Raw genomic sequence first — 24,685 nt, 5'->3', positions numbered from 1 at the left:
CACACTTCGTGGGATAGTGTCCAAAATCTATATTATCCAAAATAGTTAGATATTTAGTTATATTCTTTTTCTTGAGAAATTTGTTTAATATTATTGAATATATTCTTTGAATCTCATAATCAAACTCACATAATAGAGATTCAAGATCATAAGATTCATCAATATCTTGATTTTTTATTAATAGAATTTTATCATTTTCTAAATCAACCCGTGAAATTTCGTAAACATCAAAATCTTTAGAGTCATTGCTTATGTAATTCGTAGAGTGAGCACCAATTTTATTTCTTAATTCAATTATTTTATACTTTTTTAAATCATTAACTATTTTGGATTTGTGTGGAATTTTATGAATCTCAATTAAGTTAATTATTGCTAATTGTTGTTGATAAACAGCATTTAAAATTCCGTAAAGCCTCAGGTATTGTTCTCCTATATCTAGTATTTTAGTAGGTCCAGATAATTTAAATTTTAAGTAATTTTTCTTGGCGTATTCTGTGTCATCAATTACGTATAGAGCATTTAATAATATATTCCAATCAAATTCTTTTTCAAAGTAAAAGAATTTAATAACATCTGATTTAAAATTTTTAGATTTTTCAGGATTCCATTTAATTGAAAAATCACTTAAAACTTCATTATGTAAATCTTTATATTTACTTATAATAGACCTATTGTCCATATTTATTTTTTCTAAAATTACAATATTTTAATTTATCAGCTTTATTTAGTAAAATCATTTAATTACAAAATGTCAAGTAGAATTTATTTCAGCTTTGCATCTTGTGAGATTCTGAAAACAAGTTCAGAATGACAATAAACTATACAAAAAAACCTCTCAAAGAATTTCTTTGAGAGGTTTGATATATTGTAAATAAGTTAAATCTTAACCTACTAATTCTTCTACTTTATCAGCAGCATCTTTTAATGTGATAGCAGAGTGAACCGCGAAACCTGATTCATCAATCATTTTCTTAGCGATTTCTGCATTTGTTCCTTGTAAACGAACAATAATTGGCACATTAATTTCGTCACCCATATTGTTGTAAGCATCTAAAATACCTTGAGCAACACGGTCACAACGTACAATACCACCAAAAATGTTGATTAAGATAGCTTTTACGTTTTTATCTTTTAAGATAATACGGAAACCTTTTTCTACACGCTCAGCATCAGCAGTACCACCAACGTCTAAGAAGTTTGCAGGATTACCACCAGATAATTTGATGATATCCATAGTTGCCATTGCCAAACCAGCTCCGTTAACCATACATCCTACGTTTCCGTCTAATTTTACGAAGTTTAATCCAGCTTCACCAGCTTCAACTTCTGTTGGATCTTCTTCTCTTGTATCACGTAAAGCAGCGATATCTGCATGACGGAATAATGAGTTATCATCGATAGATACTTTAGCATCTACAGCGATAATTTGATCGTCAGATGTTTTAAGAACTGGGTTAATCTCGAACATAGAAGCGTCAATCGCAACGTATGCATTATATAAAGCAGTGATAAATTTAACACCATCTTTGAAAGCGTTTCCTGATAAACCTAAGTTAAAAGCAACTTTACGCGCTTGGAAACCTTGGATTCCTACAGCTGGATCAATTTCTTCTGTAAAGATTTTGTCTGGCGTGTGCTCAGCAACTTCCTCGATATCCATTCCACCTTCAGTAGAATACATAATCATGTTTTTACCAGTTGCACGATCTAATAATACAGAAACATAGTATTCTTCAGTTTCAGATTCACCTGGATAATAAACATCCTCAGCAATTAAAACTTGATGAACTTTTTTACCTTCAGCCGAAGTTTGAGGTGTTACTAACTGCATTCCGATGATTTCGTTTGCTTTCTCTTTTACTTCGTCCAAGTTTTTAGCAAGCTTTACTCCACCACCTTTTCCACGACCACCTGCGTGTACTTGTGCTTTTACGACATGCCAACCTGTACCAGTTTGTTCTGTTAATTGTTTAGCAGCTTCTACAGCTTCTTCTGGTGTAGTAGCAACGATACCACGTTGTACTTTTACACCATATTTACTAAGAATTTCTTTTCCTTGATATTCGTGAAGATTCATTTTTTTTGATTTTTCAATTACAAAAATAAAAATATTGTTGATGTATTCTAAATTTTGCCATATTAATTTTATCAGCTTATGCTAAAAAAGTGGTTAATATTGTTTATTTAGAGGTTACAAGATACGAATATTAATGATTTAAAAAGTCAAAACAATTGTTATATAATTTTTAAATCGTACAAAGTACACTAAAAATTGTTTGTTTTGGGTTTAAAGCATTTTCGACGGAGGATTGATTTTATAATTTTATCAATAAAAAACCGTCAATTCTAGTGAAATTCTATTCTCGATACAATTTTTTATCATTTCATTTCTAAAAATCACTCGAACTGACGAATTTTAATTCAAAAAAAACTTATCACTTATGATTTAAGACTTAGTACTTAATTCATATCTTTACCTCATGATAAAAGCAGAAAATATTGTTAAGAAATTTGGTGAATTAGAAGTGCTAAAAAATGTTTCTTTATCGATTGCAGAAGAAGAAATCGTTTCTATCGTTGGTGCTTCTGGAGCAGGAAAAACAACTTTGCTTCAAATTTTAGGAACATTAGAAAAAAGTTCTGAGCCAAAGAAATATAATACTTCTATTCAGATTGCGGGACAAGATATCACGAAGTTAAACGATCGCGATTTATCTAAATTTCGTAACGAAAACATTGGATTCATTTTTCAGTTTCATCAATTGTTGCCAGAATTTAATGCAATAGAAAATATTTGTATTCCAGCTTTTATCAAGAAAACAAAAAAAGCAGAAGCCGAAAAACGTGCAAAAGAGTTGATGTCTTATTTAGGACTTTCGCAACGTTTGACGCATAAACCGAATCAACTTTCTGGAGGAGAACAACAACGTGTAGCAGTTGCTCGTGCACTAATCAATCAACCAAAAGTTGTTTTTGCTGATGAACCTTCTGGTAATTTAGATTCTAAAAATGCTGAAGAATTACACGAATTATTTTTCAATCTTCGAAACGAATTTGGGCAAACTTTTGTCATTGTGACGCATAATGAAGAATTAGCAAATATGACTGATCGAAAATTGGTGATGGCTGATGGAATTTTTCAAATAGAAATGTAAATGATTCAAGAAGAATTAAAGGATTTTTTAGACGAAAAAGTTCTTCAATATAATACATTAGACTTTATCGATTCTGATCCAGTACAGATTCCGCATAGATTTTCTGCGAAAGAAGATATCGAAATTGCTGGGTTTTTAGCGGCAACAATTGCATGGGGAAATCGTAAAATGATTATCAATAATGCGAATAAAATGATGCAGTTGATGGGAAATTCGCCTTACGATTTTGTGATGAATTTCTCTGAGAATCATTTAAAGAATTTGGGTGGTTTTGTTCACAGAACATTCAATAGTGAAGATTTGAAATTTTTCATGCAATCGCTTCGTAACATTTATCAAAATCATGGCGGATTGGAACAAGTTTTTGCAAAACATCAAACTTCAGATTCGATGCAAGCATCAATCTCGAATTTCAAACAAACTTTTTTTGAAATAGAACATCCAACTCGAACAACTAAACATATTTCAGATCCATTGAATAATTCGGCTGCAAAGCGTATCAATATGTACTTGCGTTGGATGATTCGTGATGACAAACAAGGCGTAGATTTAGGAATTTGGAAATCCATTCCAACTTCTATTCTTTCCTGTCCTTTGGATGTACATTCGGGAAATGTTGCACGAAAATTAAATATTCTGACTCGAAAACAAAATGATGCAAAAGCATTGAAAGAACTTGATACAAAATTGCGAGAAATGGATGCAAATGATCCTGTGAAATATGATTTCGCTTTATTTGGTTTGGGTGTTTTCGAAGGGTTTTAACTGAACTGAAAATAATTTTATTTAGAAAAATTAGAATTAAATTCGCTAAAAATAAGTTTGTATGAAAGAATTGAATGGAATAAAATATATCGAACGTTTACCTGTTGTTTCGACTGAAAAAACGCCTCTTTTTGTGCTGATACATGGTTATGGAAGCAACGAAGAAGATTTGTTTTCATTTGCACAAGATTTACCGCAGAATGCGCATATTATAAGTGTACGAGCGTTGCATGATATTGTGTATGGCGGATATGCGTGGTATGATATTAATTTTGTGAACAATGAAAAATGGATGGATGAAACGCAAGCAATAGAATCGCGTAATAAATTGGTCGAATTTATTGATGCAATTGTTCAACAAGAGAATTTAGATGACGCAAATGTAACATTGATGGGTTTTAGCCAAGGTGCAATTTTGAGTTATGCGATTTCGCTAAATAATCCAGAAAAGATTAAAAACGTGGCTATTTTAAGTGGTTATCCAGAAGTTAAAATTATTGGAGATTTTGATCAATCGAAAGATTTTTCGAATTTAAATTTCTTTGTTTCGCACGGAACAGAAGATGTTGTACTGCCAATTGAATTAGGACGAATGGGTGAAGAGTTTTTAAAATCCTTGAATATTAATTTTGAATACCACGAATACAGAAGTGGACACGGAATTGTTCCTCAAAATTATTATGATTTGATGGATTGGATCAAAAGATTTTAACATAAAGCTGAATTTAATTCAGCTTCTCATCATTATAAGATATTTAAATAAATTTAACTTCTATGGCGTCGCCGTGATATTCCTTGAACGAGGCGTCATAGAATTCGATATTCGTGTAACGATATAACAATTCGGTAATTTCTTTTTTCAGAATTCCTTTTCCATAACCGTGAATTAAAATCAATCGAATTTGACTTTCGAACATAGCGCGCTCCACCTCATTTCGTGCAACATCTAATTGTGTTTGTATAATTTGCGCATTATCCAAATCACGCCAATTATCAACTAAATTTTCGATATGCAAATCAATTTCTCTCGTTAAATAAGGATGTCGATGAGATTTGCGAAAAGTCTTAAACTTTGGTTTCGAAAATTCTTTGATTTTCTCATCTCGATATTCTTCATAGTCAATTTCAATATCTTTGATGATTTCATCTTGGCGATACTTATATTCAAAACCAAACTCATCATTAAAGTAAACAAAATCACCTTTCAATTTGGAAATTGTTCCCGAAATATTATCATCTATCACTTTAACTTTTGTTCCAATTTTGAACATTCGACTACTTTTTCTGCAAAATTAAGAATTATTTTATGAGTTTTTAAGTTGTTGTATTATTCAATTCAAACTCAATGTTGTATTTTTGTTTATTAAACTAACCAAATGTCAAATCAACATAGAAAAATAAAAGTACTTTTTAGGCTTCGTTCATTAGAAATGGGTGGAGTTCCAATAGTAGTTTTAGATTTGTTGCGAAACTTACCAAAAGATAAATTCGACTTTACTTTGATGCTTAACTTGTATCAAGGCGAATTGATTAAAGAAATTCCTATAACCTTTAGTTGTAATCAACAATCCAAAATCAGGAATTTCTGAATCGTTTAGATCAATTCGTTCTAATCTGAAATATTTATACAAGAATCCAGGACTTGAAGATGATAACAAAACGATTTTAATGACATCATTTATTGGAGGTGAAGGTAAAATTTTCAATGCGATGAATATTGCGAGTTCACTTGGTTCTATGGATAAGAAAACGGTTCTGATTGGATTAGATTTACGTCAACCAAAAATCTTTGATGATTTTAACATTAATAATAAAACAGGTGTAACAGACTATGTTGCGGATGATTTAGAGTTAAATCAAATTACACAACGTACAATTTTACCAAATTTAGATATTATTACAGCAGGTCCAATTCCTCCAAATCCTTCAGAATTGATTTTGAGTAATCGAATGGATCAATTATTTGCTGAATTGAAAGAGAAATATGAATTCGTAATTATAGATTCACCGCCAATAGGATTAGTAACAGATTCGTACGATTTGATGCTTAACGCAGATTGCACATTGTATGTAACACGTTACAACTATTCGGAGAAAAACTTTATCCATGCAATTTCGAATAAATATGATGAAGGTGAGGTTTCGAATGTCGGAATTATATTCAACGATTTCCAAATTAAAACTGGCTACGGTTACGGATATGGTTACGGCTACGGCTACGGTTATAGTTACGGCTACGGATATTTTGCTGGAGATGAGAATTTTGATAATTCATCATTCGGAAAAATAAAATGTTTAGCTTCTCGAAATAAAAGTAAATTCTTTTAATTGAAATGATCTTAAAGAACATATTTGATTATATACTTGCATTAATCCTACTAATATTTTTAGTTGGGTTAATTGTTTTGTTAATTATCATAAGTTCTATAGATACCAATCAATTTGGCGTTTTTACACAAAAAAGAGTTGGGAAAGACGGAAGATTTTTCAATATTTATAAAATCAGAACGATTAAAGGGGTTTCTAAATCGACAATAACAACCGATCAACATCAAATTACCAAAATTGGAAAGATTCTTCGAGATTATAAATTAGATGAATTACCTCAATTATTCAATATTCTAATAGGGGAAATGAGTTTTGTTGGACCTCGTCCTGATGTCGCTGGTTATGCAGATAAATTGGTTGGAGAGGATAGATTGATGTTGAAAGTTAAACCTGGAATTACTGGTCCTGCTCAATTGAAATATTGTAAAGAAGAAGAAATTTTATCCAATGTAAATGATCCAATCAAATATAATGATGAAATTCTTTGGCCAGATAAAGTTAAGATCAATGTAGAATATGTAAAGAATTGGAGTTTTCGACAAGATTTGATTTACATGTTTCAAACAATATTCAAAAAATAAAAAGAGAATCCTAAATTGGATTCTCTTCTATTTTTAAAAATATTTTCGTTTTTCTAAACTTGGATAACACCTAAATTAAATTGTTTTTCAATCGGAGCATGATTCGCAGCTTCAATTCCCATCGAAATCCATTTACGCGTATCCAAAGGATCAATAATTCCATCTGTCCACAAACGTGCCGCAGCATAATAAGGACTTGTTTCATCATTGTATTTTGCTGTAATTTCGTTCAAAAGTTCTTGCTTTTTCACTTCATCAACTTCTACACCTTGCGCTTTCAAAGTCGCTTCTTTTATTTGTAGCAAAACTTTCGCCGCTTGCTCACCTCCCATAACTGCCAATTGAGCCGAAGGCCAAGCCGCAATTAATCTAGGATCATAAGCTTTTCCACACATAGCATAGTTTCCTGCACCATAAGAATTACCAACTATAATCGTGAATTTTGGAACAACAGAATTCGAAACTGCATTTACCATTTTCGCACCATCTTTGATAATACCACCATGTTCAGATTTAGATCCAACCATAAAACCAGTCACATCTTGTAAGAAAACTAACGGAATTTTCTTTTGGTTACAATTCGCAATAAAACGAGTCGCTTTATCCGCAGAATCTGAATAAATCACACCACCGAACTGCATTCCGTCTTTTTTAGACTTCACGATTTTACGTTGATTAGCTACAATTCCAACCGCCCAACCATCAATTCGAGCATAAGTACAAATAATTGATTTTCCATAATCAGGCTTATATTCGTCCAATTCTGAGTTATCAACAATTCTGTTAATAATCTCATACATATCGTACTGCTCAGAACGAGATTCAGGTAAAATACCATAGATTTCTTGCTCATCTAAAGCAGGCTTTGCTGCTTCAATTCGATTAAATCCAGCTTTTTCATAATCACCAATTTTACCAACAATAGATTTTATTCTATCCAACGCATCTTTATCATCTTTTGCTTTATAATCAGTCACGCCAGAGATTTCGCAATGTGTTGTTGCTCCACCTAAAGTTTCGTTGTCAATATCTTCTCCAATTGCTGCTTTTACCAAATAACTTCCTGCCAAGAAAATAGAACCTGTTTTGTCTACAATCATTGCTTCGTCGCTCATAATTGGTAAATATGCTCCACCAGCAACACAACTTCCCATCACAGCAGAAATTTGAGTAATTCCCATTGATGACATGATTGCATTATTGCGGAAAATTCGACCAAACATTTCTTTATCAGGAAAAATCTCATCTTGCATTGGTAAATAAACACCTGCGCTGTCCACCAAATAAATAATTGGCAATTTATTTTCCATCGCAATTTCTTGAGCACGCAAATTCTTTTTACCTGTAATTGGGAACCAAGCACCAGCTTTTACTGTCGCATCATTTGCAACAACAATACACTGTTTACCAGAAATGTAACCAATTTTCACAACAACACCTCCCGAAGGACATCCGCCGTGTTCTTTGTACATTTCATCTCCTGTTAAAGCACCAATCTCTATGTTCGGTTTTTTTTCGTCCAAAAGATAATCAATACGTTCCCTTGCAGACATTTTTCCTTTGCTATGCAACGCATCAATTCTTTTTTGACCTCCGCCAAGGTAAACTTGTTTCAGTTTTTGGCGTAGTTTAGAAAGTAATAATTTGTTATGATCCTCTCTTTTATTAAAAGTTAAATCCATTGTGGTTTTCTGTTTGTTTACAGCCCTAAACTAATGAATTTTATCGAATTCTTAAAATGAAATTTAGACTTGAGAATCAATGAATACAAAGTTCTTGCAATGCGTTTGGATTTGAGGAAAAAATGATAGAAAATCAGTTTCGAGATTAGAATAATTTTTTTCAAATTCGGGAATGATTTGATGTAAATTATTCTCAAATTTTGCTCGACTTCCGATTCCTTTTAATGTTTTTTGAACGCCTTCTATGGTCGAATAATTTTCGAACCAATCATATTTCAACAAATAAAAAATGATTTCTTGTAGTTTTTTTGGAAGCGAATTGTATTCATCCTTAAATAATTGATAACAATCTGATTTGAATTTTTCGAAAGGAGTTTCAGAATAATTATTCCAATATTTAATCAAAAAATAATCATAAATCACATCAATAATAATTGGTGCAAATTTGTGTTGTGTTTCGTGAAAATAACTTGAACTTTGTTTGACAGTTTCGTGAGAATCTGTAAATGTATCAATTGAACGATGCAATAAAATGCCTTTCTGAATATCTTCTGGAAAATCTAAATATTGTTTTCCCTTTACAGTTTCACCAAGCAAATTTCCAATTTGAAGCGATTGATTTCCGAAAGATAAATATTGATGTGCGACAAAGTTCATAAGGCTTGTTTAGTATCATAAAGTTAAGTTTTTTTGAATAAACCTGTGTTATTTTACTGTGAAGAAAAAAGCCATCTAAAAAAGATGGCTTAAGAATTATATTTTTATTCGTTATTTCCAGAAATTTGATTGATTTTTTCTTCTAAAATCGGATAATATTCGATCATAGAATCTTTTAAATTTCGATCCAAACTTAATGCATTTTGCAACGCTTCATTTCCTAATTGATCTTGCTCTGTAATATAATAGACATTACTCAATTGATAGAAAAATTCGGCACGATTAAAATTCTTTAAAGCGCCTGTTAATAAGACTGCAATCGCTTCCTCGTATTCGCCAACAGCAATTAAAGTTTCGACGTAAGCAAACCAAGTATGGAAAACTAAAGGCTTTAATTGAACCAATTTCGAAAGGTTTTTTATAGCTTCTTCAAACTTCATTTGTTTCAGAAAATAGTAAGTTGAATCTGTATAATATTCGTAACTATCGCCATTCAATTCTATTGCACGCTGAATGTAATATTCGGCTTCCTCTATATTTCCTAATTTGTTGTAAAGCGAAGATGTTTTTGCCCAAACTTTATCCAATTGCGGATCTTCTTTTATCGCAATATGATAAGCTTTCAATGCTTTTTGTGGTTTCTCTAACTTTTCGTACAATTCACCAATTTTCATATGCGTAACAGCGGGCGAATCATCAAATTCTAATGTTTCTTCTAGCGTTTCTATTGCTTTATTATATTCTCCTAATTCTTCCAATGAAAGCGCTTTGTTAGCATGACCAACAATAGAGTTAGGATTAATCGCGAGCACGTAATCCAATGCATTTATAGCTTCGTCATACATTTTTTTGTGATTGTACAACAGACCAAGTTGCAACCAAGAAACTTCCGAATATGGATTATCGTCAATAAAATCTTTTAAAAATTCGATGCATTCATCAGGATTATGAATTTCTTCGTAGCATTGAATAATAGAGTAGAAAGTATAATCGTTTTCTGGATTGAATTTCAATGCTTTTTTGAAAGCAATTAACGCAGAATGAACTTCATCTAAATTCAAATATTCATTTCCGATACAATTGCAAATAAAATCAGTTTCTTCTTCGTCTATTTGCAAAGCTTCTTCATAAAAATTTATCGCTTTTCGAGGCATATTTTTCAATCCCCAAAAACGTGCTTGTACAAGAAGGTAATCTAATTCGTTTGCAGCTAAATCTTTTAAATCTTTGATGAGTTTTGCAGCTTTTTTTAAATCCTCAGTTGTAAGAAAATATTCGATTCTCTTGATTTTGATATCTATATTCTCGGGATGCATTTTTTCTGCAAAATCCAACGAACGTTTTGCATATTCGCTATCATTTACTTCAAGATAGAACTCAATAATTTCGACCAAATCCTCCGAATCGTAATACTTATATTCACGATTATCAAGCATTTGCTCAAAACCTTCAATTAGCTCGTTATTAAAAAAATCTTCGTCCATAGTGATAGACTAATTTACAAAATAAAATGTGCAAAAATCATAACGAATTGTTAGAGTTTTGCACATTTGTTAAACAATTAAAATAGATTGTTTTAGATGATATTTTTTATGCTTTCGATCATTTTATCAGCTAATTTATTTGCATTTTCTTCTGAGGTACTTTCAGTATAAATACGAATAATTGGCTCTGTGTTTGATTTTCTTAAATGAACCCATTCTGTAGGGAAATCAATTTTAACTCCATCAACCGTATTGATTTCTTCGTTTTTGTAAACTTCTTGAATTTTCACTAACAATTCGTCAACATTGATTTCTGGTGTTAATTCTATTTTCTTTTTCGCCATAAAATAAGCAGGATAAGAAGCTCTAATTTCAGAAACTGATTTATTTTGTTCAGCCAAATATGTCAAGAATAAAGCAATTCCTACTAAAGAATCGCGTCCGTAGTGCAATTCTGGATAAATAATACCACCGTTTCCTTCTCCACCAATTTTAGCGTCAACTTTTTTCATTTCAACTACAACATTCACTTCTCCAACTGCTGATGGCGAATATTTTTGACCATATTTTTCAGAAATATCGCGTAAAGCACGAGAAGATGATAAGTTAGAAACTGTTGCTGAAGGCGTTTTTGATAATACATAATCTGCGACTGCAACTAATGAGTATTCTTCTCCAAACATTTCACCTTTTTCGTCGATAATTGCTAAACGGTCAACATCTGGATCTACCACAATTCCGAAATCAGCTTCTTCGTCGATTACTTTTTTACAGATATCACCTAAATGTTCTTTTAAAGGCTCTGGATTATGAGGAAAATGTCCGTTTGGCTCGCAATACATATCGTAATGAATTACACCTAAACGTTGTAATAACTTAGGAATTGCAATTCCTCCAGTTGAATTTACTGCGTCAATCGCAACTTTGAAATTTTTCTCTTGAATCGCTTTTGTATTCACTAATGGCAAAGCCAAAATTTTCTCGATATGTAAATCAATTGCATCATCAAAAGTTTCATAAGAACCTAAATCATCAACTTCTGCAAATGTATAATCATCTTTATCTGCGAAAGCTAAAATTTGTGCACCGTCTGCAGCAGAAACAAATTCTCCTTTTGCATTCAATAATTTCAACGCATTCCATTCTTTTGGATTGTGAGAAGCAGTTAAAATAATTCCTCCATCTGCATGTAAATGCGTCACCATAACTTCTACAGTTGGAGTAGTAGATAAACCTAAATCGACAACATTAATTCCTAATCCTTGTAAAGTTGAACAAACTAATTGAGAAACCATTTGTCCAGAAATACGAGCATCACGCCCTACAATTACTTTATATTCTGATTGATTTGATTGATTCTTAAGCCAGGTTCCGTAAGCAGCTGCGAATTTAACAGCGTCTATTGGAGTTAAATTATCTCCCGGTTTTCCTCCGATTGTTCCACGAAAACCTGAAATAGATTTGATTAGAGACATAAATTTTATTTTATAGTGTTACAAATTTACAAATTACAAAAACTTTTCTTACCTTTTTGGAACGATTTTAGTTAAGATTTACTTAACAATTTTTAAAACCATAAAAAATAGTATTAATTATGATGACAACTTCATTTATTATGTTAGGTATCACAGGAGTTTGGAGCTTCTTGGTATACTTAGTGTTCGGTTTAATTTGTGCTGCAATAGCAAAAGCAATAATGCCAGGTAAAGATCCGGGAGGATTTTGGGTAACCGCACTTATTGGTATTATTGGTGCATATTTAGGTGCATATATGCGTACAATTTTAGGAATTTCTCATGATGGAGAAGTAAGTTTTTTCAGTCCATTGGATTGGATTTTTTCAATTTTAGGATCATTATTAATCTTATTTATTTGGAAAAAATTATTAGCTCCAATGTTTAATAAATAATTCATTACAATTATAAAAAAATCCTTTATCAGTCTCTGATAAAGGATTTTTTTTATTCATATTATTTATAAAGGAAGAATGTTTCTTTCGTATTTCTGATTAATCATAATTGCAGAAGCTTCGTAAAAAGCAATAAATCCACAGATGATTCCTGTCCAACCAGCAAAATGTAAAATGCTTTGACTCCCTGTAAAGTTACCTGCTGCCAATAAAAAGAATAATAAGGTTAATGAACCGAATAATAGTTTTCCGACCAAATTGCCTTTTAAGGTTTGTAAAAAGTTGATTAATGTAAATAATCCCCACATTCCTAAATAACATCCCATCGCATTTCCGTCTGGTTTTTCTACGCCAAACATCGGTGCTAACCATGTAAATACAAGAGTTAACCAAAAAGCGCCATAAGACATGAATGCAATACTACCAAAGTTGTTTCCTTTTTTCCATTCCATAACGCCAGCCACAAATTGAGCTCCACCTCCAAAGAAAACACCCATTCCCATAATCATACTATTAACAGGGAAAAAACCTGCATTGTGTATGTTTAATAAAACAGTTGTCATTGCAAAACCAAATAATCCTAAAGGTCCAGGATTTGCTGTTTGATCTTTAATTGAGTAAATATTATTCATGTTATTTATTATTTTGAGACAATAATAATCTGAAAATAATAAATAAAAAAGAATTTATTCATAAAAAGTGTATAACGTACACTATAAAAGTATTTTTAAGTGAATAAAATATTGGTATGTAATAAATTGAATACTTAATTTTTTTATTGTCTTGAATAAATAAAAAATCCGTTAATTATCATTAACGGATTTTTGAATTTGAAATATAGTTTGATTATTTCTTTTTGTTCTTTTGTTGTTGCTCTTGCATTTCTTGAGCTTGTTTCATCATTTCTTGCATTTTCGAAGCAAACTTACCTGTCTTTTTAGGTTTTGTTTTATTTGTTTCGATGATTTGATGAATCTTCGCTTCGTGAATCATATATTTCTTAATATATAACACTATGAAAATATTAATCGCATTGGATACTAAATAATACCAAGATAGACCAGAAGCATAATTGTTAAGGAATACAAAGAAGAAAATTGGCATTACATACATCATGTATTTCATGAATTGCATGTTTGGCATTCCTTCTTGTTGTGGCATTTGGAAGTTATCCATAGATCCAGAAACTTTAAAATAAATCATCATTGCAACAATGTATAATAAAGCGAATACACTTAAGTGACCATTAAGGAATGGAACCCATTCTGGTAATTTGATTAAATCATCGAATGCTGTTAAATCGTCTACGAACCAGAAAGGAACACCTCTCAAGTCGATTAAGTTCGGGAAGAAACGGAATAACGCATAGAAAATAGGAATTTGTAATAATGCTGGTAAACATCCTGCTAATGGATTGATTCCTGCATTACGATAAATTGCCATTGTTTCTTGTTGCTTCTTCATCGCATCTTTCGGATCCTTGTATTTTTCGTTAATTTCATTCAACTCTGGACGAACAACCTTCATCAATGCAGATTGACGGTATTGTTTGTACATAATTGGAGATAAAATCAATTTTACAACGATTGTCATCAAGAAGATTACCCATCCGTAAGTGATTCCTACAGAAGCTAACCATTTGAAAACATTCAAGAAGAAATATTTATTCAACCAACCAAATAATCCCCAACCAAAGTCAATTAAGTTTTGGAATCCTTTGTCGTTGTAATCTTTCAACATTTTATAATCCAATGGAATAAAATCCCATGTGAATTTAGAATTGATTTCACTATTTTTCAACTCTAATTTAGAGTTTAAGTGATAGTGTTTACTATAAGTTAAATCCTCTTTATCAGAGTTTTTAGAACCACCTTTTGTTGTTTTAAACCCTTCATCATTTGATAAAACTGTTGCGAAGAATTGTTGTTTGTTGGCTACCCAAGAAATAGCTTCCTCTTCTTCCCATTCGTCAGAACCAAATAATTCGTATTCGATGTCTTTGTTTCCTTTGAACTGAAAATAAGTATGTGACCAATATTTCTCTTGATCTTTCCCTTTCTCAGTACTGAAACCGTCCATTGTCCACGCTAAATCTACATTTTTCTCAGAAGTGATGTTAGATAAACCTTGCGTTTTAACTTCGAAATCGATACCATAAGAATCTCCTAATGTATAGATGTATTGAATTTGACTATTTTGAGCATTCGCTGTAAACGTCACAATTGTATTGTTCGCATTTTTCTGTACTTGAGGCACAAATACTAAATCCGAAACATTAAGAACAGCTCCTTGTTTTGTTTTGAATGATAAATTGAACTTACTTGATCCATCTTTTATCAAATGTAAAGGATCTTTATGTCCATCTTTTTTGTCATTGTAAGCTGTATATCCAACGATTTGTACGTCAGAAATTTGAGCTCCTTTTGGCGAAAAAGTAACTTTTAATTTATCATTACTAACTTCAACATCTTTTGCTAATGTAGGATCTACAGTTTGAAAAGCTTGTGTTGTAGCTGTTTTATTTAATTGTTCCTGTTTTTTCGCTTGCTCTTGCTTTTGAACTAATTCTTTTTTCTGTGCTTCGACCTCCGCTTCCGAAGGTTTGTTTAGAAAATAGAATACGCCAAAAAGAATTGCAATTAAAATAAAACCAATCGTTTGGTTAAAATCAAATTTTTTCTCTTGTTGCATTTAATAAATCATTTTGTTTATTCAATAAAGAAGCTTCGATAAAACTTATAAATAAAGGATGTGGCGAAGCAACTGTACTTTTATATTCCGGATGGAATTGTACACCTATATAATATGGGTGTTGATTATGTTCTAAAATTTCTACTAATTCTGTTTCAGGATTTTTACCAACTGGAATAAAATTGTTTTCAACAAATTCATCATAAAAATCATTGTTGAATTCGTATCTATGACGATGACGTTCTAAGATTTCGGTTGTGTTGTAAATTTTCTCAATTTTTGAATTAGGAGTTAATTCACATTTCCAATTTCCTAAACGCATTGTTCCTCCTTTGTCCGAAACATCTTTTTGATCTTCCATCAAACTGATAACAGGATAAGGCGTTGTTAAATCCATTTCTGCTGAATCTGCTTTCTCGTAACCTAAAACATTACGCGCAAATTCGATTGCCATAATTTGCATTCCCAAACAAATTCCTAATGTTGGAATATTATTTCTTCGTGCATAATTTGCAGCAATTATTTTACCTAAAATACCACGATCTCCAAAACCTGGCGCGATCAAAATTCCCGAAACTCCTTTCAATTGCTCTCCAACATTGTATTCTGTAATATCGCCAGAATATACCCAACGAACTTTTACATTCGTTTCGCAAGTTGCAGCAGCATGTGTAAATGCTTCTGTAATTGATTTATAAGAATCGTGTAACGAAACGTATTTACCAACTAAAGCAATCTCGATTTCGTTTTTAGGATTTTTATGATTTGATAAGAATTTGTTCCAAACTGTAAAATCTGGTTCTTGATCAGTTGGCAAATCTAAGCCTTTTAAAACAACTTCATCAAAATTTTGTTCATGTAATAAGAATGGAACCTCATAAATTGTGTCTGCATCCATACTTTCAATCACATTTTCTTTGCGAACATTACAGAATAAAGCCAATTTAGCTTTTACATCCTTTGGTAAATGACGCTCTGTACGTGTAACTAAAACATTGGCATGAATACCATTTTCCATTAATGTACGAACAGAATGTTGAGTAGGTTTTGTTTTTAATTCACCCGCAGCAGCTAAATAAGGGACTAATGTTAAGTGAATAACAGAAGAATTGTGTTCTCCTAATTCCCAAGTTAACTGACGGATAGATTCGATATAAGGTAAAGACTCAATATCTCCAACCGTACCTCCAATTTCAGTAATGATGATATCATAATCACCTGTATTACCTAATAATTTGATACGACGTTTGATTTCGTTTGTGATATGAGGAACAACTTGAACTGTTTTTCCTAAATAATCTCCACGACGTTCTTTTTCTATAACTGTTTGATAAATACGACCTGTAGTAACTGAGTTAGCACGAGATGTTGCTCGGTTCAAGAAACGCTCATAATGTCCTAAATCTAAATCGGTCTCTGCACCGTCTTCCGTAACGTAACATTCTCCATGCTCGTAAGGATTAAGTGTTCCTGGGTCTACATTTATATAGGGATCCAATTTCTGAATTGTTACTCTATATCCTCTTGCTTCTAGTAGCATTCCTAATGATGATGCTACGATTCCTTTTCCTAACGACGATGTTACTCCTCCGGTAACGAAAATGTACTTTGGTGCTTTGTTTGTTTCCATTGAATCTTTAAATCAATGGTTGCAAATTTACGAATAAATAATGGGGTAAAAAAAAGTGGGAGTGAAATTTAGAAAAATAAAAATAGGCAAGCGATCTACATCACACCGCTACGACCGTATACCTTTGCTACGTTCCCGTCCTGGAGGATTCAACAGGAGCTGGTTGTGTAGGACTTGCCTGATGCAAAGGTAAGAAAGTTTTGTAAAAATAAAAGTGTTTATTGAAAAAACTTTCTTGTTGCTTAGGTCTGATTGAATTAATAGATTGATTTACAAATAAAAATTAGAACTAAAAAAGTAATTGATATTGTAAAAAATAATTGAAGAAAAGAATTTATGAAGATAAATTCCTTTTTAAATCATACAATTTAATAGAGAAAGAATTACGAGATATAATTATCTTTGCAGAATGATTAGTTTTAATAAAATTTTCAAAAACTCTTTGGTGCTTACAGCAATTACATTAGCATTGTTTTTCGCGCTTTACTTTTATTTTTCTTTAAACGGAACAGTTTCTGTAAAAGATTATTACACTTACAGCTTCATGATTTGCTGTTTTATTGTATTACCTTTGTATGCATTATATTGTTTTTTAATAATTTTCAATTTATCGAAAAATAAAGCAAAAAATCATCAAACTTCAGAAGAATTAATGACTTTCAAAGAAGGTTTTAAAGTTGGTTTCTACACGATTTTCTTTGCAGGAATCATGAGTTTGATTGTTATTTTTGTATTCTTCAATACTTATGGAGAATGGGCACAAGATAGTTTGAAACAAGGGTTATTAGATACTTTTACGTCTAATATGTCTGATCCAAAAGTCGCAAAAGATATCGAAACATTTAGAAATTCGGATGATTATAAAACACTTAATTTATTTACTGTGAAAAACTTCTTCGGATTATCCTCAATTTTCTTATCTTTCTACATCGCAATTGCAGCGATGTTTTCACAATTCTTAAAAAAACGTGTTTTTTAACATATGGATATTTCAGTTGTTGTTCCTTTACTGAACGAACAAGATTCCTTAGAGGAATTATTCTACAGAATCAAAAAAGTCTGTGAACAGAATGATTTTACATTCGAAGTTATTTTCGTTGATGACGGGAGTACAGATGATTCGTGGCAAATTATAGAGTATATTGCCAACTTCAATACAGAAGTGAAAGGAATTAAATTCCGTAAAAATTATGGTAAGTCTCCAGCACTTAGCGCGGCTTTTAAAGAAGTGAAAGGTGATGTTGTGATTACTATGGATGCAGATTTACAAGATTTTCCTGAGGAAATACCGTCGTTATACAAAATGCTGAAAAACCAAAAAGCAGATATTGTTTCGGGTTGGAAAGAAAATCGTCAAGATAATAAATTGACAAAAAATCTTCCTTCGAAATTATTCAATGGTGTAGCACGTAAAACCTCTGGTGTAAAATTGCACGATTTTAACTGTGGTTTGAAAGCTTATCGTTGGGAAGTAACGCAAAATATCGAATTGTATGGTGATATGCACCGTTATATTCCTGTTTTAGCGAAAAATGCGGGATATTCGAAAATTATTGAGAAAAAAGTAAAACATCAAGCGCGTAAATATGGTGTTTCAAAATTTGGAGCAAATCGTTTTGTAAATGGTTTCTTGGATTTGATTACACTTTTCTTTGCGTCAAGGTTTGGGAATAAACCAATGCATATTTTCGGTTTATTGGGTACATTGATGTTTATTTTAGGGTTTTTCGCTTCATTTTATTTAGGAATCGAGAAATTATATAAAGTTTATATTTCCCATACACCAGCCAGATTAATCACAGATAGTCCTTATTTTTATATTTCGTTAGTTTTTATGATTTTAGGAACGCAATTATTTTTGGCGGGATTTTTGGGCGAGTTAATTGTTCGCAATAATCGCGAAAAACAATTGTATTTAGTTCAAAAAGAATTGAATTTAAACTAATTAAATAACCAACTACTATGAAGAAAATATTTTTATTAGGATTTTTAGGTTTAGTTGCAACTTCGTGTTCATCATCAATTGATGGAGAAGGTGCTGCAACGGCTCAAAAAGAATATACAGCTGATAATATCAAAGATTTGAGCGTTTCGTGTAATTGTAATGTTATTTTAGTTCCAGGAAATAAATCTGGAGTTAAAGTAGAATCGCATCAAAATATTATTGATAATTTAGAAGTTGAAGCAAAAAATAATGCGGTTACAATCAAAGAAAAATCAAATGTAGACCATTATAGTGCCTATGATTTGTACGTTTATGTGACACGAGATTTAGAAAAGATTGATGCAAATAAACAAACTTCTTTGACTACTTCTGGAACATTGAATGTTGATGAATTGACTATCTCTGCGAAAGATCAAGCGAGAATTAATCAAACTTTTTTGATTACAAACAACTTTGATTTGAAAGCAGATGATCAATCTAATATTATGTTAGAAGGAACTGCTGGAACTATGAAAGTGAAAGCTTATGGCGAAGCACAATTGAATTTATTCAAATACGAGGTCAATGAAGCTAATTTCACAACAGATGATAACGCTTTATTAGACATCAATGCACGCCAAACCTTATATGGTTCTGCAAAAGGAAACTCAATTGTAAATTTTATGGGCGATCCTAATAAGGATACAAAAATTGCCGACCGCGCCCAAGTATTAAAAAAATAAAAGATAAGAATGACTTCAAGTTTAGATAATGCTAAATTATGGCTTTCTGACGCTTATGATGCGGAAACAAGAAAAGCTGTTCAAGATTTAATTGATAATAATCCAACCGAATTAGACGATTCTTTTTATAAAAACCTTGAGTTTGGAACAGGAGGAATGCGTGGTATAATGGGTGTTGGAACAAATCGTTTAAACAAATATACACTTGGTGCAGCAACGCAAGGTTTAGCAAATTATATTAATCAACAATTTCCGAATAAAGAGAAAAAAGTTGCGATTGCATACGATGTTCGTCACAATTCGGATACGTTTGCAAAAATGGTTACCGATGTTTTGACTGCGAATGGAATCAACGTTTATTTGTTTGAATCTTTTCGCCCAACGCCAGAATTGTCTTTTACAGTTCGTCATTTAGGTTGTGATGCTGGAATTGTGTTGACAGCTTCCCACAATCCTCCGATTTACAATGGTTACAAAGTTTATTGGAATGATGGAGCGCAAATTGTTCCGCCACAAGATGGAGAAATTATTAATGAAGTAAATAATGTAAAAGTAGAAGAAATCAAATTTCAAGGTAACGATGCATTGTTAACGTATATAGGTAAAGAAATTGATGAAGCTTTTATTGATGCATGTGTAGCGAACGGAAGTTTTACACAAGATGGTAAGGAAGATATAAAAATTGTTTTTACTTCTATTCACGGAACTGCCGTTGCAATTACGCCAAAAGCTTTTGATAAAGCTGGTTTTACTCAAGTTCATCAAGTTGCTGAACAAGCAATTCCAAGTGGAGATTTCCCAACAGTAAAATCGCCAAATCCAGAAGAACCAGAGGCTTTGACTATGGCAGTTACTTTAGCGAATGAAATTGGTGCTGATGTTGTGATTGGAACAGATCCTGATGCGGATCGTGTAGGTGTTGCAACGCGTAACAATGAAGGTGAAATTGTTTTATTAAATGGTAACCAAATGAATACTGTTTTGGCTTATTATTTATTAGAAAAATGGCAAAAATCGGGGAAATTAGTTGGAAATGAATTTATCGGATCGACAATCGTAACGTCTGATATTTTCTATGATATTGCTGCGAAATTCAATGTTGATTGTAAAGTAGGATTAACAGGTTTCAAATGGATTGCTGATATGATTCGCAAATTCGAAGGCAAAGAAAGTTTTGTTGGAGGAGGAGAAGAATCATTCGGATTTATGGTTGGAGACTTTATCCGTGATAAAGATTCTGTTACAACAGCTTTATTGGTTTCTGAAATTGCTGCTGTACAAAAAGCAAAAGGAAGTTCTCTGTACAATAAATTAATGGAAATCTATCTTGAAATCGGAAAAGCATATCAAGAAGATTTAATTAGTATTGTAAAACCTGGAAAAGAAGGTGCAGAGTTAATTGCTAAAATGATGGTTGAATTTAGATCAAATCCTCCAAAAGAATTAGCAGGATCTAAAGTTGTTCGTGTAAAAGATTTTCAATCTTCTATCGACAAAGATTTAATTTCTGGTGAAGAAAAAGCGATTGAGATACCAAAGTCAAATGTATTGATTTTCTATACAGAGGATGGAAGTAAAGTAGCTTGTCGTCCTTCTGGAACAGAACCAAAGATTAAATATTATTTCTCTGTAAATGCTTCACTTTCTAACAAAGAAGATTATCCAGCTGTTCAACAAACGTTGTTAGCGAAAATCGATTTATTGAAAGAAGATTTTAGCAAATAATCATTCAAGAATAAATATTAAAATAAATAGAAAATGGCCGTCAATTTTGACAGCCATTTTTTTATATGATTAAATTTTAATGTTAGAAAAACATTGAAAATAGATAATAAAATCCTGTTGCAATAAGTGCAGAAACTGGAATTGTCAAAATCCAAGCCCATAATAAACTAATTGTAACTCCCCAACGAACAGCAGAAACTCTTTTTACCATTCCAACACCAATAATAGAACCCGTAATCACGTGAGTTGTAGAAACTGGCATTTTGATATGTTCAGTAAAAAATAATGTAATAGCTGAAGCTGTTTGCGCTGTGAAACCTTCGATAGGAGTAATTTTTGTAATTTTATTTCCCATCGTTTTTAAGATTTTCATTCCGCCACCTAAAGTTCCTAAAGCAATTGCCGAGAAACACATAATCGGAACCCAATCATGAATATCAGTACTACTTGTTGTGATGAACCAATGTTTCCAATTGAAAACATCATTCAAAATCCAATCATTCATATCAGTATTAACAATCGCAGTTTGATTGGCAAGTAAAGCAAATGTGATTACTCCCATTACTTTTTGAGAATCATTCAAACCATGACCAATACTCAACATGGCAGATGAAACCAATTGCAATTTCTTGAACCAAGCATCTGCTTTATGCGGTTTTGCATTTCGACAAAGATTCAGCGTGATGATGTAAATAACATTACCAGCGACTAAACCAATAATTGGCGCGACCAAAATGAAAGCGATAATCGTTAAGATAATTGTACTATTAATCGCAGAAAAATCATAACCTGTCGCAGCTAATGCACCTCCAGCTAATCCTCCAATCAATGTGTGAGATGAGGAAGAAGGGATTCCTAATTTCCAAGTTAAAATATTCCAAGTAATAGCGGCAGAAAGTGCTGCCATAACAACTACAGATGGATTAGAGCCAAATGCGACAACAACATCTTCTTTGATAATTTTAGCGATTGTGTCTGCAACTCCGAATTCTCCAATGATAAATTTGGCAATGAAAAAAGCAACAAAATTGAAAAATGCAGCCCAAATAACAGCCTGAATTGGAGTTAAAACCTTTGTAGTAACAACGGTTGCAATAGAGTTTGCGGCATCGTGAAAACCATTTAAGAAATCAAATAAAATGGCTAAACCGATAATGATAAATAATACAGTTAATTGCATGGCGCAAATTTAAAACTTTCTTAAACTTATCATTTATCAATTTCGAAAATTATTTCAAAAATAAAAAAGGAGCTTAATTTAAGCTCCTTTAGAAATGATATTTTAAATAAATAACGTTACAACATAATAGATTAATGCAGCTAATAATGCTGAGACAGGAATAGTAAGTATCCACGCCCAAAGTAAACTAATTGTTACTCCCCAACGAACTGCAGAAACACGTTTCGTTAAACCTACACCAATAATAGAACCAGTAATTGTATGTGTTGTAGAAACTGGAATCCCGAAATGTTCAGAAATATAAAGCGTCATTGCTCCAGATGTTTCAGCAACTACACCTTCTAATGGCGTTACTTTTGTGATTTTAGAACCCATTGTTTTGATGATTTTCCATCCACCACCCATTGTACCTAATGCGATAACGATGAAAGATGTAATGGGAACCCATCCCCAATGTTCTACAAAATATTGAAATTTATCTTCAGCTTTTAAATATTCAGGATCAAAATCTACATTCATATGGTAAAAAATAACCGCAGCACCAATAATTCCCATTACTTTTTGCGCATCATTCATACCGTGTCCTAAAGAGAAAAGAGCAGAAGAAACTAATTGCAATTTCTTGAACCACCATTCTGCTTTTGCAGGTTTGGCTCTTTTGCAAATGTGAAGCGTGATGATGGTTAATATCGAGGCGATAATCATACCAATTAATGGTGCTAATACGATAAAGCAAATAATTGGAATTACTTTTTTGTAAACAATTACATCTTCTCCACCAGCAGAAAAACCACCGGCGTGAGCTAATGCAGCTCCAATGAAACCACCAATTAATGTATGAGAAGAAGAAGAAGGAATACCAAACTTCCATGTTAATAAGTTCCAAGAAATTGCAGCGATAATTCCAGCTAAAATAACTTCTAGTGTAATAAAATGCTCGTTAACCGACTTTGCAATAGTGTTACCAATCTTAAATTCTCCAATCCAATAAACTGAAATAAAGTAAGCAGCAAAGTTGAATGCGGCAGCCCAAAGTACAGCTTGAAAAGGCGTTAAAACCTTAGTTGCAACAATTGTAGCAATTGAGTTTGCGGCGTCGTGAAAACCATTAATATAATCAAAAACAAAAGCTAAGACGATAATAGTAATCAATAACATTCCTGGCGTAGACGATAACATGCTCGAAAACGCTGAAAAAAAATCTGTCATAATCTTTTAGATTAAGTTTTGGTTATGAATGTTTTACCGCTACAGCTTCCAATACGTTAGCAACACTTTTACACTTGTCTGTTGCAGATTCTAATGAAGATAAAACCTCCTTATACTTGATGATATTTTTAACATCAGTTTCGTTTTCGAAAATTTCCTGAACTGCTTTATCAAAAATACGATCCGATTTATTTTCTAATTTATTGATTCGTTCACATATTTCGTAAATACGATTTACGTTTCTCAAATCTTTCAATTGCTCAATTCCCTCTCCGATTAATTGACAAGCCTCTAAGTTAACAGCTGTAATTTTGCGGATAGATTTTGTAATTTTATCTACTTGATAAATATTGATACGATTCGCTGCTCCATTTAAATTATCTGCAACATAATCGATAGATTTTACTAATTGATAAATATCTTCTCTGTCAAAAGGTGTGATAAAGTTTTTGCTTAACTCTAAATTTGTTTTTTGAGTAAGATATTCAATTTTGCTTTCTATCTTAGAAATTTGCGCGATGTAATCTTCGCGTTCTTCAACTGGAGCGTTTACACATTCATGTAACAATTCAGCTAATTTGATTAAACTTTTTGAAGCTTCCTCGAACAAAGGATAGAATACTTTATCCTTCGGAGTAAATAATTTAAAAAATGAGTTTACCGACATTCAATAATGTTTTGAAGTGCAAAATTAATTTTTCTAATGTAAAATTAACATTAAATAAATATTATACGAACGTTTTTATTAAAATATATTCATAACCCTTATTTCATTTGTCTTATCTTGTATCTAATCGTTGTACAAGCTACTAAAAAGCAGTAACTTGTATTTACTACACACACACTTCACTCCACACCTTTAACTCAACTTACGCTCCCCTTTTAGAACTCTTACCTCGTTTCTATCTTCACAGTCAGCATTTTTTATTTCAGATACTACCGCCCCGTTTATCTCACTTGGTATTAGTTGCCCTAACTCTGACTTCACACTACATGCGTCTTTCTACTCAATCTCTCCTTTT

The 24,685-nt window shown here is 32.1% G+C and carries 23 protein-coding genes, 1 other RNA gene and 1 pseudogene; 11 read left to right on the top strand and 14 right to left on the bottom strand.

Annotated elements, in window-relative coordinates:
- On the bottom strand, positions 1–679 hold a 679-nt coding region (locus B4J88_RS08025; protein ID WP_291067180.1), incomplete at its 3' end, for a hypothetical protein.
- 204 nt (positions 680–883) lie between these two features.
- Positions 884–2,077, bottom strand: a complete 1,194-nt coding sequence (sucC, locus tag B4J88_RS08020) for an ADP-forming succinate--CoA ligase subunit beta (protein ID WP_180905863.1) — start codon at positions 2,075–2,077, stop codon at positions 884–886.
- Positions 2,078–2,480: 403 nt separating this feature from the next.
- On the opposite strand from sucC, the gene B4J88_RS08015 reads away from it, so the two are divergent.
- From B4J88_RS08015 to B4J88_RS08005, 3 genes are all read left to right on the top strand, one after another.
- The gene (locus tag B4J88_RS08015; protein ID WP_291067177.1) at positions 2,481–3,155 is read left to right on the top strand and encodes an ABC transporter ATP-binding protein; all 675 of its coding nucleotides are present in this window, start codon (positions 2,481–2,483) and stop codon (positions 3,153–3,155) included.
- The gene (locus B4J88_RS08010) at positions 3,156–3,920 is read left to right on the top strand and encodes a TIGR02757 family protein (RefSeq protein WP_221853949.1); all 765 of its coding nucleotides are present in this window, start codon (positions 3,156–3,158) and stop codon (positions 3,918–3,920) included.
- Positions 3,921–3,981: 61 nt separating this feature from the next.
- Complete coding sequence (locus B4J88_RS08005; protein WP_291067175.1) at positions 3,982–4,632, top strand: alpha/beta hydrolase; 651 nt, start codon at positions 3,982–3,984, stop codon at positions 4,630–4,632.
- A 43-nt stretch (positions 4,633–4,675) separates the two neighbouring features.
- Here the strand turns inward: B4J88_RS08005 and B4J88_RS08000 are convergent, their stop codons facing one another.
- Positions 4,676–5,191, bottom strand: a complete 516-nt coding sequence (locus B4J88_RS08000) for a hypothetical protein (RefSeq protein ID WP_291067173.1) — start codon at positions 5,189–5,191, stop codon at positions 4,676–4,678.
- A gap of 105 nt (positions 5,192–5,296) precedes the next feature.
- On the opposite strand from B4J88_RS08000, the pseudogene B4J88_RS07995 reads away from it, so the two are divergent.
- The 3 genes and pseudogenes from B4J88_RS07995 to B4J88_RS07985 all read left to right on the top strand — a co-directional run.
- Positions 5,297–5,464, top strand: a pseudogene (locus B4J88_RS07995) (glycosyltransferase); the annotation flags it as partial.
- 16 nt (positions 5,465–5,480) lie between these two features.
- Positions 5,481–6,248: a CpsD/CapB family tyrosine-protein kinase gene (locus B4J88_RS07990; protein WP_312027033.1), complete on the top strand. Its 768-nt coding sequence runs from the start codon at positions 5,481–5,483 to the stop codon at positions 6,246–6,248.
- Between the two features lie 5 nt (positions 6,249–6,253).
- On the top strand, positions 6,254–6,829 hold the full coding sequence (locus B4J88_RS07985) for a sugar transferase (RefSeq protein WP_291067171.1): 576 nt from the start codon (positions 6,254–6,256) through the stop codon (positions 6,827–6,829).
- 53 nt (positions 6,830–6,882) lie between these two features.
- Here the strand turns inward: B4J88_RS07985 and B4J88_RS07980 are convergent, their stop codons facing one another.
- From B4J88_RS07980 to glmM, 4 genes are all read right to left on the bottom strand, one after another.
- Positions 6,883–8,511, bottom strand: a complete 1,629-nt coding sequence (locus tag B4J88_RS07980; protein ID WP_291060046.1) for an acyl-CoA carboxylase subunit beta — start codon at positions 8,509–8,511, stop codon at positions 6,883–6,885.
- Between the two features lie 63 nt (positions 8,512–8,574).
- Positions 8,575–9,168: an ACP phosphodiesterase gene (locus B4J88_RS07975; RefSeq protein ID WP_038335367.1), complete on the bottom strand. Its 594-nt coding sequence runs from the start codon at positions 9,166–9,168 to the stop codon at positions 8,575–8,577.
- Positions 9,169–9,272: 104 nt separating this feature from the next.
- Positions 9,273–10,652, bottom strand: a complete 1,380-nt coding sequence (locus tag B4J88_RS07970; protein ID WP_291060047.1) for a tetratricopeptide repeat protein — start codon at positions 10,650–10,652, stop codon at positions 9,273–9,275.
- 92 nt (positions 10,653–10,744) lie between these two features.
- Positions 10,745–12,127: a phosphoglucosamine mutase gene (glmM, locus tag B4J88_RS07965; RefSeq protein WP_221853943.1), complete on the bottom strand. Its 1,383-nt coding sequence runs from the start codon at positions 12,125–12,127 to the stop codon at positions 10,745–10,747.
- Between the two features lie 119 nt (positions 12,128–12,246).
- Here glmM and B4J88_RS07960 point away from each other — a divergent pair, with 119 nt between their 5' ends.
- The gene (locus B4J88_RS07960; protein WP_084106905.1) at positions 12,247–12,561 is read left to right on the top strand and encodes a GlsB/YeaQ/YmgE family stress response membrane protein; all 315 of its coding nucleotides are present in this window, start codon (positions 12,247–12,249) and stop codon (positions 12,559–12,561) included.
- A 65-nt stretch (positions 12,562–12,626) separates the two neighbouring features.
- On the opposite strand, the gene B4J88_RS07955 is transcribed toward B4J88_RS07960, so the two are convergent.
- The 4 genes from B4J88_RS07955 to ffs form a co-directional block, all read right to left on the bottom strand.
- Complete coding sequence (locus tag B4J88_RS07955; RefSeq protein ID WP_291067168.1) at positions 12,627–13,193, bottom strand: acetate uptake transporter; 567 nt, start codon at positions 13,191–13,193, stop codon at positions 12,627–12,629.
- A 214-nt stretch (positions 13,194–13,407) separates the two neighbouring features.
- Positions 13,408–15,252 carry a membrane protein insertase YidC gene (gene yidC / locus B4J88_RS07950; protein ID WP_291067166.1) on the bottom strand — a complete coding sequence of 615 codons (1,845 nt, stop codon included), beginning with the start codon at positions 15,250–15,252 and terminating at the stop codon, positions 13,408–13,410.
- Positions 15,230–16,882 (bottom strand): CTP synthase, encoded by a 1,653-nt coding sequence (locus B4J88_RS07945; protein WP_291067165.1) that lies wholly within the window; start codon positions 16,880–16,882, stop codon positions 15,230–15,232. Before B4J88_RS07945 ends, yidC begins: the two co-directional genes overlap by 23 nt.
- A gap of 81 nt (positions 16,883–16,963) precedes the next feature.
- Positions 16,964–17,062: signal recognition particle sRNA small type (gene ffs, locus B4J88_RS07940), an RNA gene on the bottom strand.
- 229 nt (positions 17,063–17,291) lie between these two features.
- Here ffs and B4J88_RS07935 point away from each other — a divergent pair.
- From B4J88_RS07935 to B4J88_RS07920, 4 genes are read left to right on the top strand one after another with little or no spacing between them, the layout of a single operon-like run.
- The gene (locus tag B4J88_RS07935) at positions 17,292–17,861 is read left to right on the top strand and encodes a DUF4199 family protein (protein WP_114998993.1); all 570 of its coding nucleotides are present in this window, start codon (positions 17,292–17,294) and stop codon (positions 17,859–17,861) included.
- A 3-nt stretch (positions 17,862–17,864) separates the two neighbouring features.
- Complete coding sequence (locus B4J88_RS07930) at positions 17,865–18,827, top strand: glycosyltransferase family 2 protein (RefSeq protein WP_114998995.1); 963 nt, start codon at positions 17,865–17,867, stop codon at positions 18,825–18,827.
- A gap of 17 nt (positions 18,828–18,844) precedes the next feature.
- Positions 18,845–19,549, top strand: a complete 705-nt coding sequence (locus tag B4J88_RS07925) for a GIN domain-containing protein (protein WP_125349699.1) — start codon at positions 18,845–18,847, stop codon at positions 19,547–19,549.
- A 9-nt stretch (positions 19,550–19,558) separates the two neighbouring features.
- Entirely contained in the window at positions 19,559–21,274 is a 1,716-nt protein-coding gene (locus B4J88_RS07920) for a phospho-sugar mutase (protein WP_286495354.1), read from the top strand.
- An 82-nt stretch (positions 21,275–21,356) separates the two neighbouring features.
- On the opposite strand, the gene B4J88_RS07915 is transcribed toward B4J88_RS07920, so the two are convergent.
- From B4J88_RS07915 to B4J88_RS07905, 3 genes are all read right to left on the bottom strand, one after another.
- Entirely contained in the window at positions 21,357–22,454 is a 1,098-nt protein-coding gene (locus B4J88_RS07915; protein WP_114999000.1) for an inorganic phosphate transporter, read from the bottom strand.
- A 102-nt stretch (positions 22,455–22,556) separates the two neighbouring features.
- Entirely contained in the window at positions 22,557–23,663 is a 1,107-nt protein-coding gene (locus B4J88_RS07910) for an inorganic phosphate transporter (protein ID WP_052217794.1), read from the bottom strand.
- Between the two features lie 22 nt (positions 23,664–23,685).
- Positions 23,686–24,330 (bottom strand): DUF47 domain-containing protein, encoded by a 645-nt coding sequence (locus B4J88_RS07905; protein WP_038335434.1) that lies wholly within the window; start codon positions 24,328–24,330, stop codon positions 23,686–23,688.
- Positions 24,331–24,685 lie beyond the last annotated feature (355 nt).

It is taken from the genome of Empedobacter sp. UBA5036 (assembly GCF_002415215.1).
Taxonomy (GTDB): Bacteria; Bacteroidota; Bacteroidia; order Flavobacteriales; family Weeksellaceae; genus Empedobacter; species Empedobacter falsenii_B.
This window is presented reverse-complemented; position numbering and strand designations above follow the sequence as displayed.